The 13,150-nt window shown below is 51.4% G+C and carries 12 protein-coding genes; 8 read left to right on the top strand and 4 right to left on the bottom strand.

Features of this window, described 5'->3' with window-relative positions:
• Positions 1-56 precede the first annotated feature (56 nt).
• The gene (locus R6H26_RS21275) at positions 57-3,668 is read right to left on the bottom strand and encodes an NB-ARC domain-containing protein (RefSeq protein WP_404785339.1); all 3,612 of its coding nucleotides are present in this window, start codon (positions 3,666-3,668) and stop codon (positions 57-59) included.
• A 679-nt stretch (positions 3,669-4,347) separates the two neighbouring features.
• Between R6H26_RS21275 and R6H26_RS21270 the strand changes: the two genes are divergently transcribed.
• The 4 genes from R6H26_RS21270 (at position 4,348) to R6H26_RS21255 (ending at position 7,377) form a co-directional block, all read left to right on the top strand.
• Positions 4,348-5,058 (top strand): Crp/Fnr family transcriptional regulator, encoded by a 711-nt coding sequence (locus R6H26_RS21270; RefSeq protein ID WP_404785338.1) that lies wholly within the window; start codon positions 4,348-4,350, stop codon positions 5,056-5,058.
• A gap of 536 nt (positions 5,059-5,594) precedes the next feature.
• A complete protein-coding gene (locus R6H26_RS21265) occupies positions 5,595-6,077 on the top strand; it encodes a hypothetical protein (RefSeq protein WP_404785337.1) in 483 nt (160 codons plus the stop codon).
• Positions 6,078-6,250: 173 nt separating this feature from the next.
• The gene (locus R6H26_RS21260; RefSeq protein ID WP_404785335.1) at positions 6,251-6,841 is read left to right on the top strand and encodes a hypothetical protein; all 591 of its coding nucleotides are present in this window, start codon (positions 6,251-6,253) and stop codon (positions 6,839-6,841) included.
• 26 nt (positions 6,842-6,867) lie between these two features.
• On the top strand, positions 6,868-7,377 hold the full coding sequence (locus R6H26_RS21255; RefSeq protein ID WP_404785333.1) for a DUF3574 domain-containing protein: 510 nt from the start codon (positions 6,868-6,870) through the stop codon (positions 7,375-7,377).
• A gap of 72 nt (positions 7,378-7,449) precedes the next feature.
• Here R6H26_RS21255 and R6H26_RS21250 read toward each other — a convergent pair whose 3' ends face one another.
• Positions 7,450-8,943, bottom strand: coding sequence for a Rieske 2Fe-2S domain-containing protein (locus R6H26_RS21250; RefSeq protein WP_404785331.1), 1,494 nt, complete (start codon positions 8,941-8,943; stop codon positions 7,450-7,452).
• 218 nt (positions 8,944-9,161) lie between these two features.
• On the opposite strand from R6H26_RS21250, the gene R6H26_RS21245 reads away from it, so the two are divergent.
• The 4 genes from R6H26_RS21245 (at position 9,162) to R6H26_RS21230 (ending at position 11,390) form a co-directional block, all read left to right on the top strand.
• Positions 9,162-9,644 carry a hypothetical protein gene (locus R6H26_RS21245; RefSeq protein ID WP_404785330.1) on the top strand — a complete coding sequence of 161 codons (483 nt, stop codon included), beginning with the start codon at positions 9,162-9,164 and terminating at the stop codon, positions 9,642-9,644.
• A 63-nt stretch (positions 9,645-9,707) separates the two neighbouring features.
• The gene (locus R6H26_RS21240; protein WP_404785329.1) at positions 9,708-10,184 is read left to right on the top strand and encodes a hypothetical protein; all 477 of its coding nucleotides are present in this window, start codon (positions 9,708-9,710) and stop codon (positions 10,182-10,184) included.
• Between the two features lie 65 nt (positions 10,185-10,249).
• Positions 10,250-10,849 carry a hypothetical protein gene (locus tag R6H26_RS21235; protein ID WP_404785327.1) on the top strand — a complete coding sequence of 200 codons (600 nt, stop codon included), beginning with the start codon at positions 10,250-10,252 and terminating at the stop codon, positions 10,847-10,849.
• 25 nt (positions 10,850-10,874) lie between these two features.
• A complete protein-coding gene (locus R6H26_RS21230) occupies positions 10,875-11,390 on the top strand; it encodes a glutathione S-transferase C-terminal domain-containing protein (protein WP_404791399.1) in 516 nt (171 codons plus the stop codon).
• Here the strand turns inward: R6H26_RS21230 and R6H26_RS21225 are convergent.
• Both R6H26_RS21225 and R6H26_RS21220 read right to left on the bottom strand, forming a co-directional pair.
• Positions 11,290-11,853, bottom strand: a complete 564-nt coding sequence (locus tag R6H26_RS21225; protein ID WP_404785325.1) for a GNAT family N-acetyltransferase — start codon at positions 11,851-11,853, stop codon at positions 11,290-11,292. The two genes, R6H26_RS21230 and R6H26_RS21225, sit on opposite strands and share 101 nt — an antisense overlap.
• A 21-nt stretch (positions 11,854-11,874) precedes the next feature.
• Positions 11,875-13,098 carry a glycosyltransferase family 2 protein gene (locus R6H26_RS21220; RefSeq protein WP_404785323.1) on the bottom strand — a complete coding sequence of 408 codons (1,224 nt, stop codon included), beginning with the start codon at positions 13,096-13,098 and terminating at the stop codon, positions 11,875-11,877.
• Positions 13,099-13,150 lie beyond the last annotated feature (52 nt).

Genomic DNA, 13,150 nt, shown 5'->3' with positions numbered 1-13,150 from the left:
GGGTGTGGATACCGTCCGATGCGGTACGGGTTGCGCCGCCATTGCTCTTCAGTTCCTTAAGGCTCTCGTTCGATCGCACCCAGCAACTTTAAGGTCAATTTCTGGGCCTCGGTAATGCCAGAAACCCCCGTGATATCCATCCCCTCGTAGGGGCGATCGCTCCTTAAAGTCCGCGTACATCGACCTGTTTCTACATCCCAGATCTTGATCGTTTCATCCCAACTGCCGCTGGCAAGGGTTCTTCCATCGGGTCTGAAACTAAGGGAGTAGACGAGTTCGGCATGTTCCTCCAAGGTCTTCAAGCACTGACCCGTGCCGATGTCCCATAGTTTGATCGCGCGATCGAGAGATGCGCTGGCCACAATAGAATCCCGAGGGCTAAAGGCAACCGGAAAGATGCCGTCGCTGTGGCCTTCCAAGGTTTTGAGACAGTTTCCCGTCGCAACGTCCCAAAGTTTTACGGTTTGGTCGAGGCTGCTGCTCGCAAGGAGGCAGCTCTCTGGGTTAAAAGCAACTCCCGTCACAGAATTTCTGTGGCCTTCCAAGGTTTTTAAGAGCCTTCCCGTATTGATATCCCAAAGTTTGAGCGTTTGGTCGAAGCTGGCACTGGCAAGATAGCGACCGTCGGGACTGATGGCTATGGTGAACACCCAATTGCTGTGGCCTTCCAATACCTGCAGCGATTGTCCCGTGCTGCTATCCCACAGCCGCACCTTGCCATCTTCGCCGCTGCTGGCGATCGTGCGACCGTTGGGACTAAAGCCAACGGTCCAAATCTGCTTGGTCTCTCCCTGGAGCATTTTGAGGCATTGAAGGGTCTGTACGTCCCAGATCCGCAGAATTTTATCTTCGCCTCCGCCGATCAGCCTGCGACCGTCAGGGCTGAAGGCCAGCGACTCAATGCGACTCCCGTAGCTTTCTGTCATTTGAACGCATTCCCCGGTGTTCGCGTCCCAAAATCGAATTGCAGATTCGTCGCCGCTGCTGGCGAGGACCTGTCCGTCTGGGCTGTAAACCACCGGAAATATTTTACGGGTATGTCCCTGGAAAATGTGGAGGCACTGTTTTGTCCCAACATCCCACAGCCGGAGGGTTTGATCGTCGCTCCCGCTGGCGAGCAGGCAGCCGTCCGGGCTAAAGGCAAGCGACCAAATCCGATTGGTGTGCCCTCTCAGTATTTTGAGGAGTTGACCGGTTGCGATATCCCATAATCGAATGGTTTGGTCCTCGCTGGCGGTTGCGAGGAGGTTGCCTTCCGGAGAAATCGCCACGCACCAAACCCAATTCGCGTGTCCGGCAAAAATTCTCAAACACTCTCCCGTTTCGAGATCCCACAGTTTGGCAGTGCGATCGTAGCTGCCGCTGACGAGGCTGCGACCGTCAGGGCTGAAAGCCACCGACTGCACCCAATTGTCATGTCCTTCTAAAATGTTCGAGCATTGCCCGGTTCGAACGTCCCACAGCCGTACCGTATGGTCTTCGCTACCGCTTGCGATCTGGTTGCCGTTAGGACTGAACGCGACAGACCACGTTTGCTGCGCGTGTCCTCGAAGCGCTCTCAGATAGGAACCTTGCGAAATATTCCACAGATGAACGGATCCGTCTTCTCCTCCGCTGGCAAGCAGATAGCCGTTGGGATTCAGGGCGAGGGATGCCATCCGACTTGAGGGACCTGACAAAATGGCGAGGCAGCCTCCCGTTTTGATATCCCACAACCGAATGCTTTGGTCGTCGCTTCCGCTCATCAGGGTTTGACTGTCCGCGCAAAACAGAACCGCGCGGATCCAATCCGAGTGCCCCCGGCAGGTTAGGAGTAACTGACAGTCGGCAACCCGCCAAACGCACACTTGGTTGTTCGCATCTCCCGTCGCAACCAGCTGCCCATCCGGGCTAAAGGCGATCGCCAAGATATTACCTAAGGCTTGAGAGAACGCGGAATTTGTAAAATTAGCATGGGTAAAGTTGACCCGATGCAAGGTCATACCCGAGAGATAGGCTTGCCGTATATTGAGATGAGAGAAGTCATAGCCCGCAAGGTCAAACTTGAGGTAGCGCATTAAGTCGATCAGGTTTCCGGCGGCATAGCCCGGTGTGGCGGAAAATTGAGCGTGCAAGACGAGGAGAATGTTTTGAAGTTGCGACTCTAACTCTTTTCTAGTCCCAAATCGATCGGTTAATTGTTCGGCAAGACGGCTCAAGAGAACGCGAATTTGGCTGGCGCGGATATAATCTTTGGCCTGCGCTTTAGTCAGCGCGTGGCTGTTGAATAGCTTTAGAGTTTGGGTTTGAATCTCCTCAAGCATTTGGTCGATCGAGCGTTCTGCGACGTATTCCATCACTACGGGTTGTAATGTAAATTGTCTGTTTCGCTGCTCTAGGAGCGATCGCCGTCCCAATGCTTGGAGGGTTTCGGGGAGGCGATGTTTGGAGCGATGAGAAATCAGATCGGCTTGGAGTTCGGTTAGATCGACCCATTCCCGCGCGATCGCTAGCCAATACATGGCTTCTTGCTCCAGCGCCGAGAGGCGCTCGAATTGCTGCGCGAGCAAAATGCGGATATCGTCAAACAGGAGCGTGCGGCGCTGGAGGGTACGTAGAAAGCTCGAAACATCGCCACCGAACAAATCCAGAATGACAGGAGCTACGATTTTTAAGGCGAGCGGGTTGCCCGCATAATATTGGACGAGGGTTTCCCAGTGTGCCTCCGAGGCAGAGAACAATCCGCGCTGAGACAGGAATTCCCGAGCCATCGCGCTGTTAAGCCCGCTCAAGAGAAGGGTGCGTACGGGAGCGTTCGGACCTTCTCGCCGTTCGATCTCGCGGGGCTTTTCGCGACTGGTGAGCACGAGGCAGCTTTGATGTTGGCGATCGCTCACTTGGGTCAGCAATGCTCCATACCCCTCATACCCCTCGCGAAATAATCCAGCGCGATTTTCTGAATCGTGCGGCGGTTGCGTCCCTTGTAAGATCGTTTCTACATTGTCCAAGATCAACAAACAACGGCATTGCTGGAATGAGTTGAGGAATTGTCGGAGGCGATCTGACTCGCTCAGATCTGAGAGGTTTTCCGATTCAGGGGAGAGACTCTGACAGAGATCGGCCAAGAGCAAGTCAAGGGGAGGTGCATTTTGAAGCGATCGCCAGACAATGCACTCAAAACGATCCTGCATTTCTCGAGCGAGTTTGATAGAAAGCGCTGTTTTTCCCATCCCGCCCATGCCCAAAATACCGACCAACCGACAGCGATCTCGGACGATCCATTCTTTGAGGATCGAGCGTTCGTCCGCGCGTCCGTAAAACGTAGAACCATCAAGGGCTCCTCCCCAATCTTCTCGGCAAGGCGAAGATAATGAAAGAATTTTTTCCGGCGTTTCAGTTATAGATTCCCCATTTTCTTGCCCTAAAACTCTCCAACGACGTTCTAAAACCGATCTGACGTTGCTTTTGGTAACGGCTTCGCCGAGTGCGGCGCTCAACATTTTCCAAAGGGCAGGACCTACGTGAATTTTGATGTAATTGACGGCGTAATGGGTTTCTATGGCAATTTCATTGTAAGTTTGTTTTTGCCAGGATCCCTTCAGAACCAAAACTTCAACTTCGCTGAGCCGTCTGCCAACCTTGAGGAGAACAGCTTCATCTACAACGTCGAGTGCTTCTTCAAAGGTCATGGCGTTCGGCACAGTGGGTCTATCTATACGCTTACCTTAACAAAAACGTAATTTTACCGTAACTTTCCTTTATCGACAGTTCTTTATAAGTCCATCAAGCTTAAGCTATAACAGTTTAGAACTATAAATCAAATCTATTTAAACCAATACTGTCAGAATCGACACCTCGCTCGGGCGATCGCAGCTAAAATCATTTATTCATACATCATCTATCATAAAAATGCTGAAGCAAACCAATGCTTCAGTTTTCGATCCTATAAGTAAGTCTTCAATTGCGGAAACATTGCTCTAACAGACTGGTCGGGGGGAATGTAACAGTGATTCAGCGTCTGTCGCCTCGCGCTCGCGCGCGTCCGTCAAGCAACTTGTCCGAACGCTCGAGACTGCATTTCTCGATTGCGCGCGCAGCCGAACCGTAACGAGCAATACGCGCTCTCAGGAGGCCGAGTTCTTCTGGATGAGAACCCCTCGATCGCTTTGCTCGATGCCGCATTTTAGAGCTTGCACCAATCGCGATCTTGCGAAATATTTACTCATAACTGAAATCAGAATTTACAGTGCGGATTCCTAAACAGAACCAATTTATGACTGAAAGAAGATCGTTATGTCTAATCTACAAAATATGCCTGCAACAAACTCAACTGTATATACAGCTGAAAAGCGTCCATTCACACATTTTTTGAACCCAACCCCCCAAAGGGCAGTAGATGGTCAAGCGCTCCCTTTAGGATCTCAAGAGATTTGCACTCAAGGTTTTCAGGTATCTCCACATTCGCTCGGTAGCATTACCCCGTTTACCTGTCAAACTTTTGCAAAAGGAGAATCTATCCCGCCGCTTGAAGATAAACTATGGCTCATCGAAAAAGGAATTGCAAGGACGTTTACCTTCACCGAGAGTGGCAGTACCACTGGATTGGGTTATTGGAAAAAGGGCGATGTGGTGGGATTGCCCCTGGCTAACCTTGCGGTCTATCAAATCGAATGCGCTACTCCTGTAGAGGCCAGAATTCTGTCCCGTAACGAGTGGCCTCAGTACCTGGAAGCGATCTTTTATAACGCTCAGCAGAAGGCTCAACTGATGAACGTCCTGAGTCACAAGCAAGTCTACCAGCGTCTGGTTTGTCTTCTAGAGTGGCTGGGCCATCGATTTGGGCGACAAGTTCCTGAAGGACTGTTAATCGATATTCCCTTACCCCATTATGCTATTGGTGAAATGGTCGGCGCAACTCGCGAGACAGTCACGCACTATTTAGGCGAGTTCAAAAAACAAGGCACCTTAATTCAGCGTCGATGTCGGATCGTCCTCTTGCAAGATTTTAACGAGGTTAGCCTGCAGTCGATCGCGCCTCAACTGTTAAATCGCCAGCAGTCTGCTCGAAAAGCCGTTTAATTTAATATCTAAAAAATATCGACCGAACCTGCTGCCATTATTGCAAGCTCTAGTTTGGCCTTAGTATGATTTGGCCGCATTTAGATCGAGTACGACAGCAACGATTGTCTCGAAGGCGATCGGAAGCAATTGCTTCCGATCGCCTTTTAATTGCTGACCCCAAAAGGAAGATCGACAAATCATCGAGCGAAAGTCACTGTAAACCTGAACTTCTCTGAAATTGAATGCCACACTTTTTCTGACTTTTCCAGACTGCGCGATCGCGCGACGTTCTCTATGCTTTGTATATGAGGAAGATCAGAGCCGCGCGCCAAGTATTTTTGCGACTAAAACGCGTCAGAGTTTCTAGCAACACCTTAAAACTCTCTAGTACTCTTTGCGCGTTAACCAAGGGCATTTTATCAGCTCGGGCTAGCTTTTGATCGCCAGCTTGCAGGATAGAGACCGCAGAATGATATGCTGCTCGGCTTCGTTATTTACCCGTGTCGATTGTTTAGGTGTTTACCGATGGATCTTAACTTGATGGAGTTACTCTCATGATTCGCCATATTTCTATCGATGCTTGCAATCCGTTACGCGTTGCTAGCGTCCTAGCCGAGATTTTGAGCGGTAAGGTTTATAAATTTCTAATTCCTGGAAGTTACCTCCTGATCCCTTTCGATGACTGTGGCACTCATATTGTGGTGTTAAAAGAAGGCGATGTCTGGGTTCCGGGGACCGATACCGAATCCGCTCAGATCCGCCCGGCCAAACCCACCCACTTTGCAGTGATTCACGCTGCGATTTCAGTTTCTCTCACCCAGCAAGAGATCGAACAGATCGCGCGACGCGAGGGATGGCGCGTCTTGACTCGCAAGCAGGAAGAGGGTGCCCCCTTCAGTGCCATTGAGTTTTGGGTCGAGAATCGCATTTTGTTGGAGCTGTTCGTCCCGGAATTTGTCCCGCAATACATGCAGGTAATGCAACCAGAGGCGATCGCGCAAATTCTCGGCCAGTCCATCGAGCCTGTAGCCGTTTGAGGAAAATCTAGAGGCAATACCAGACGTTGCCATCTTTTTCGGAGAAACTTCCTATGAAAACCGTACTTAAAAGAATTTCGAAAAACAAGCGAATCTATGCCAATTTGCCGCTATTCAAATACATGCGCGACTCGAGGTTCCTTGAAGAGCAACGACTCGCATTTTACCCGTGCATGGCGCACTTCATTCTGAGCTTTGGCGATATCAACCAATACCTGCTCCGAGAGGAACCCACAACCGATCCTTACCAACAGCGAGTCAACCTTCATACCTACGAAGACGACCATCACTGGCCTTGGTATCTCGAAGACTTTACAAAGCTCGGTTTCGACCGACTCTGCACCCCAACTGCGTGGATGCGCTTTCTCTGGAGCGATGAAACCCGCCACAATCGCATTTTGACTTATCGACTCGCTGCCCTGATTTCAAGGGCGAATCCAGTCGAACGCATTGCCATCATCGAGGCGATTGAAGAGACTGGAAACGTCCTTTTCAGTACCATGCTGGACTTGGCAAAAGCAATCGAGCGCCGTCGCGGGATCGAGCTGCGCTACTGCGGTGCGTTTCACTTCGACCGAGAATCTGGCCATTCTGCTGGGAGCGATCGCAGCGAGATTGCCAACATCCCGCTCAATGAAATTGCGCAAGCCCATTGTCTCTACGTCGTCGATGAAGTTTTTGCCTTATTTGAAACCTGGACCCACGAACTCCTTCGTTACGCCCAAGCGCATCCAGTTTCCAAGTCGTACGGCCTAGCAAGCTAACGAACGCATCTCCCTGGAAAAAGACCGTGGAAATTACGAATGTTTTTACCCAGAGCCTCATTCTTGCAGGATTAGCCTTAATCCATGCTGCAAATTTTGGCGGCTTTGCAACCCGAGGGTCTCCCGCCATCGAACGACCGCACTCTGCAGAAACAACTCAGGTTATTGAGTCTGGCGATCGCCAGGTTTGCAAAACCGTACCGTCTCATAGCGTGTTTGCCAGAACGGAGCTGTTTTTTGGCTTGGGAAAGTCTAACGGTTCTGAAGTCACGGAAGCAGAATTTCAAAGCTTTCTGAGTCGCGAAGTAACCCCTCGCTTCCCGGATGGACTCACCTTGCTTTCCGGTCGAGGGCAGTTCAAAGATTCGGGTGGGAGCATCGATCGGGAACCTTTCAAGCTCTTGATTTTGCTCTATCCCATTGAGAAATTCGCTCGCAGCAGTCAGAGCGTCGAGCAAATCCGTCAGGCATACAAAACGGTATTTCAGCAAGAATCCGTACTGCGAACGGACGGACAATCCTGTATCTCATTCTAATCGGCACCCGCCGCGCGATGGCTGAAATCTCGTCCTTCTATCGCCTTCAAGGACCCGAAACGGCGATCGTTTCTAGTCGTTTTTAGCATGGTTGAATTCATACGCGTAGAACAACCGACCGAATTTTTTTAACGCGTACCCAACCGTCCCGAACAAGGCACTCCCAAGCATGGCCCCTAAGAGCGCGCCGCTCGGAATTGCGGACTGCAACGCGATCGCTCTGATTGCGGGATCGAGGATTAGCGCCTTTGCCGCGACCGATCGCGCGTCAAAAAAGATACCGATTCCGAAACAGAAAATGGCAATACCATAGGCTAAAAATTCAATCCGCCTTACCGTCCTCAGAGCGTTTTGGCAATAGGAGCACTCCTTTGTATGAGTATTCCACACGTCAAATAGGCGCGCCTTGTCTCGCTCCGGGGCCGGGAGGGAAGGGTTGCAGCCTTCGTCCCAAGGGACACCTCCTCCCGCTCTGGTATGGAGCCATTGCCTAAAGGTGATGACCATTTTGTCCTGAGGGTTGGGGGTAAAAACGGAGTCGGACCAGCGATCGCCACCCTTTTTTGCAAACGCTTTCTCCTGATAGTGGAGAAAGACTAAATCCTGGTGCAGAAATAAAGACGCAAGGACGTGTCCCAACCACGTGGGCATTGGCAATGCAAAAAATGCCAGCCCCTTCGGTAGCTCGCCCGACGAATTTTTAACCATCACCTGACAGCCGATATGACGGCACCAACCCGGTCGGGTAGGAGTGGCATAGAGCACTAGAATTAGCTGGCCCTCATCTTTGAAAATCGTCGTGATTTTCATCAAGCAAGGGGGCTGAAAATCGTGCTTGGTTTGCACTATACTCGGTTCGACGCTGGTGACGCCAAATGCAAATCCCTCCTGCGTGGAGACGTCCCGCAGCCGGGGCATGTCGTAGTACTGAGCATCTTTGTATCGATTGCCGACCAAGCCGTGATGGGACACTGGAACGTGGGCGGGATCGGACACGTTTTCAATGAAGAAATCCCACCCATAAGGTAAATCGCGAATGTTCCAAAACTTCTTCACTGCGCTTGGAGAAGCATTCTCTTCTAGTTCGGGAATGAGGCGCGGCGATCGGGACTGACTTTCCGCGCGCGCGCGTTCGCCAGATTCCGCCCAGACCCACAAAAGACCTTGACGTTCTTGTGTGGGAAACGCGATCGCATTTGCTTTAGGATTGGTGCAATTTTTGGCTTCAGTGGCATTATCTTTCGATTGAGGAATGTGCTTGCAGTTTCCCCTGCCGTCAAATCGCCAAGCGTGATAGGCACAGAGCAACGTCCCGTCTTTTTCTACCCGTCCTTCTGAAAGCGGTGCCAGACGGTGGGGGCACGCATCTTCAAAGCATTGCCACTTGCCTGTTCCATCTCTCCAGATCGCGATCTCTTTGCCCAACAATTGCAGCCCGTGAGGTTGAGCGGGATCGAGGAATTCTATTACCGCCACTGGATACCACTGCTTCGTCCATTGAAATGTTTCTTCCTCAACGGATGGGGCGATGATTTCACTTTCTCGATCGATTGCTTCTGCAGTCATATTTCCCCTTGTTCTCAGCGGGTTGAAGTTGTTGTCGCTGCGATCCGGTCTTTTCTGAGATTCTTACAGTATAGGCACTTCAGAAAAAATGTTCTACAGGCATCGTCATTGCTCCAATTTTGGATTGCACACTTTTTCTGACTTTTTCGGACTGCGTAATGGGGCTACGTTTTCTATGCTTGTCTTAGGACTGAAATTTCTATGTGGAGAAAACAGCTGTGATTCATCACATTTCAATCGCGGCTCAAAACCCCCAACATGTTGCTGGAGTCCTGGCAGAACTATTCCAAGGCAAAGCCGTACCCTTTCCGCACAATCCAGGCAGCTATATGGCTGTGGCAGTGGATAAAGACTTGGCCTGCGTTCAAGTCTACCCGCTCGGAACGCAAATTATTCCTGGATCTGGGCAGCGTGGATGCACTTTTGAGCAAAATCCCCAACCCGTCCAATTTACTGCATTTCATGCTTCTATTTTCGTCCCGATCGGTCAAGCCGAAATTGAAAAAATTGGGGCGCGGGAAGGCTGGCGAGTCGTCCGCTGCCGTCGAGCAGGGTTAGTTGATGAGATTGAGTTTTGGGTAGAAAACAGACTGATGCTAGAACTCGTGCCACCAGAACTGACCGATCGATTTTTAGCGGTGGCGCGAGATCCAAATGTTTTGAAGCAATTGCTCGGTGAAACTGTTGCCGAGATCGCATAAAGGTTCGATCGGTCGCTCGTATTTAAAGATAACTGCTACCAAGTAAACGTTAAGGAAATCACTATGATCCATCATATTTCGATAGCTGCCTATAATCCGCAACATGTCAGCCAAGTATTGGCAGAGATATTGCAAGGACAATCTATCCCCTTCCCCGGTCATCCCGAAAGTTACGTCGCCCTCGCCCTCGATCCTCAAGGAACGATGATCGAAGTGAATCCGATCGGACGGGCTTTGTTTCCGGGGAGTGCAGCCGATGAAGCGGTTCAGCTCCAACCCCATCAGGTTTCATCGAACCATACCGCCGTTCACGCGGCTCTTTCCGTCCCAGCGAGCAAAGCTCAGATTCAGGCGATCGCCGAGCGCGAAGGTTGGCGGATGGTTCACTGTCATCGCGGCGATTATTTTGATGTCATTGAATTCTGGGTAGAAAACCAACTGCTGTTAGAATTCTTGCCGCCGGAAATCGTCACGCAATATCTTTCGTTCATGGAACCGCGATCGCTGCAACAAGCAATACAAGCGGCGGTAGCAGCTTAGCTCGCCGCAATGACCTATAGGAAGATCTTCATTAGAGTTGGGAGGGAATGATGGCATCGGGAATAATGGTTGAAGGCCAATGGATAGCGAACTGGAATGAATCGAATTCCAGCGGTAAGTTCGAACGAATGCCGACGACGTTCCGCGATCGCGTCACTGCCGACGGATCTAGCGGATTCAAAGCAGAAGCAGGACGCTATCACCTCTACGTTTCCTTGGGGTGTCCTTGGGCGCATCGCACCTTAATTACGCGCGAACTCAAGGGATTGAATGAGGTCATCTCCGTGTCCATTGCCGATGCGGTTTTGGGCGATAAGGGCTGGAGATTTTCGATACCGCCAGAAGCCCCGGATAGCTCGGCAACTTGCGTTCTATATTTGCCAGAGGTTTATCTAAAGGCCGATCCCAAATGTACGGGGCGAGTCACCGTTCCGGTATTGTGGGACGAGCAAACTCAAACCATCGTCAACAACGAATCTCGCGAAATCATGCGGATGCTGGACGTAGAGTTTGCCGAACTGGCAACCCAGAACGTAGATTTATACCCGTACGACCTCCAGCAGATTGTGGATGAAACAATCGATAAAATTTATCTGCCCATCAATGCGGGTGTCTATCGCGCTGGTTTCGCAACTTCGCAAGCGGCCTACGAAGAAGCAGTATAGCACTACGGATTTTGCTTAGGACGCACTGCTTAATCAAATCCTTACTGCTCAAAGCGGGCTATTTACAAACGTCTTAACATGCTCTCGTAGGGCTATAACAGAACTCTTCGAGAATTTAGATCGATGGGAAGCCGTCCTGAACCAGCAGCGCTATCTATGCGGAGATCGACTGACTGAAGCCGATATTTGCATGTTTGCAACGCTGTATCGCTTCGACTCGGTGTATCACGGTCTCTTTAAGTGCAATTTGCGACGAATTCTCGACTATCCAAACCTGTGGAACTATCTTAAGGATCTTTATCAGCGGCCAGCGTTCAAGGCGACGTGCGATCTCGATTGCATCAAGCGCGGCTATTACACGAGCATGACCGATATCAATCCCAATCAGATCGTGCCCAAAGGACCGATTATCGACTTTGACGAACGGCACGATCGCGATGCTAGGCAATGGCACCGTGCCAGTCTCTCTGCGACAGCCGATACAAACAATGTTCGCGCAGAGGGTGGCCGACTGGAAGGCTGGGATGTTCGAAGGTTTTAGGATCTTCGCGCATCCCGAGCTTAACCATGACAGAACGAGATCTGCGGTTGCACAGTGCCGTAAAGGAGACAATCTCAGATAAATGGAGGACTTCAAAGCCAAACTGTAGCGCGGCCCTTGCTGCTTCTGGCGCGTAGCCCTTTCCCCAATGTTCGAAGGCAAGCCGCCAACCCACCTCTACGCAAGGGGAAAACGGAAGTTCGGCAGTTGGGATGTGAAGTCCCACAAATCCGGCGAACTTCGCTGTACCCATGATTTCAACGGCCCAAAGGCCCCAACCTCGTTCGGAGATGAGCGATTGAAGCCGCTCTACCATTGCATCGCTGGCAGCGCGAGCCAGACAGCCGGGGAAAAATTCCATCACGCGCGGGTCGGCATTGAGGCCAGCAAAGGCTTCCTTATCGTCGGGATGCCATTGCCGCAGCCGCAGCCGCTGCGTGTAAAGCTCTATCGGTTTGGTCATGGGAGGCCAGACTACCTCGTCTCAAAGGGGATCGGAAGGCTCGACCGCATCCCGTTCGGTTTTGAGCCAGCGGGTTTGAGGTCGGATCGCGAACTTTATGTAAATGGGTGCTTTCCAGAATAGATAGCTGGGAATTTCCATCCAGTTCTGACTCGGCAACAGGGTTCTTCCAAATCGATGCCAAGCCGTCCAAACCCCTAAGACGATGGGTAGCCCCGCTAAAAGGCTGAGAATGAAGCTTAAGGGATTGACTAAGCCAATACCGAGCGCGCCTAAGTTGAGAAAAACGAGACCGATCCACAGCAACATAAATAAAGAGAGCGGTGGAATGGCCATATCGCAGGCCAAAATCAACAGGTCGAACCGTCGCTGGACCAACACGGCTTTCAGCAGTCGAGGTACCTGGGTCAAAATCATGCGGAGATGGCCGTGTTCCCAACGAGTGCGTTGGCTGTAGGCATCCTCCGCTAGCATCAGTCGCCCCATTACTCGCGATCGCGGTTCGTAGATCGGCGACGCGCCTTGGAGCGCCAGATCGACCGTAAGCTGCATGTCGTCGGCGTTGCGATTGCCTGCCAAAGAAATGGGTGCGAGCAAGGCCCAAGGGACAGCCATCCCAGAACCCGTTAACAGACACGGCCATCCCAATGCTTTCATTCCGAGGGGACGCACTAGGTTTTTGAGGGTTAGCGCGAATACCGAAATCCGATCGCGAAGCGTAGGCTCTGCAGGCTGCTCCATCAAGTAGGTACTTTGAACCGGACGCCGAAATTTGCGCGCCGTTTTGGCTAAAATTTCAATACTGCCGGGGCTTACAGTACAGTCTGCATCCATAAACACCACTATCTCTGGTGGATTATTGGCTAAAAACTCGAGGCCGTAATCCAGCGCGTAACCCTTGCCCTTGCGCGCCGCATCCGTTCGCTCTAGGACGAACGCACCTGCCTGCCGCGCGACCTCAGCCGTGCGATCGCAGCAATTGTCCGCGATTGCAATCAGGCGATCGCAGGGGCGTAGCTCCGGCAGCAACGATCGAACCGTCGCGCTAATATTCAGCTCTTCGTTGTAGGCGGGAATCAAAACCGCAATCCGAGGCAGCAGCGCGGGCGCCTTCAAAATCCGTGTGTCTTCTCGAACCGCTTTAGCCGCCCAAACCTCGCCCAACAGAACCAAGCCCAGTCCTCCTAAAGCAACGGCCAGGATGCCGCTCAGAACTGCTATGAGGGTAGTGGGGCTAAAATTCATAAATAGAGAGCGATCGAAATGGATATCGTAGGCTATTGAGTCCTTAGTATTC

This window comes from Altericista sp. CCNU0014, assembly GCF_044923475.1.
Taxonomy (GTDB): Bacteria; Cyanobacteriota; Cyanobacteriia; order Thermosynechococcales; family Thermosynechococcaceae; genus JAAURS01.
Note: the sequence above shows the minus strand (reverse complement) of the source record. Positions and strands in the feature narration are given on the sequence as shown.

Bases quoted from the DNA above. Each gene is read 5' to 3' on its own strand.
- R6H26_RS21275 (WP_404785339.1), bottom strand. From the start codon at position 3,668: ATGACCTTTGAAGAAGCACTCGACGTTGTAGATGAAGCTGTTCTCCTC.
- R6H26_RS21225 (WP_404785325.1), bottom strand. From the start codon at position 11,853: ATGACCAAACCGATAGAGCTTTACACGCAGCGGCTGCGGCTGCGGCAA.
- R6H26_RS21240 (WP_404785329.1), top strand. From the start codon at position 9,708: ATGATCCATCATATTTCGATAGCTGCCTATAATCCGCAACATGTCAGC.
- R6H26_RS21220 (WP_404785323.1), bottom strand. From the start codon at position 13,098: ATGAATTTTAGCCCCACTACCCTCATAGCAGTTCTGAGCGGCATCCTG.
- R6H26_RS21260 (WP_404785335.1), top strand. From the start codon at position 6,251: ATGGCGCACTTCATTCTGAGCTTTGGCGATATCAACCAATACCTGCTC.
- R6H26_RS21235 (WP_404785327.1), top strand. From the start codon at position 10,250: ATGGTTGAAGGCCAATGGATAGCGAACTGGAATGAATCGAATTCCAGC.
- R6H26_RS21250 (WP_404785331.1), bottom strand. From the start codon at position 8,943: ATGACTGCAGAAGCAATCGATCGAGAAAGTGAAATCATCGCCCCATCC.
- R6H26_RS21265 (WP_404785337.1), top strand. From the start codon at position 5,595: ATGATTCGCCATATTTCTATCGATGCTTGCAATCCGTTACGCGTTGCT.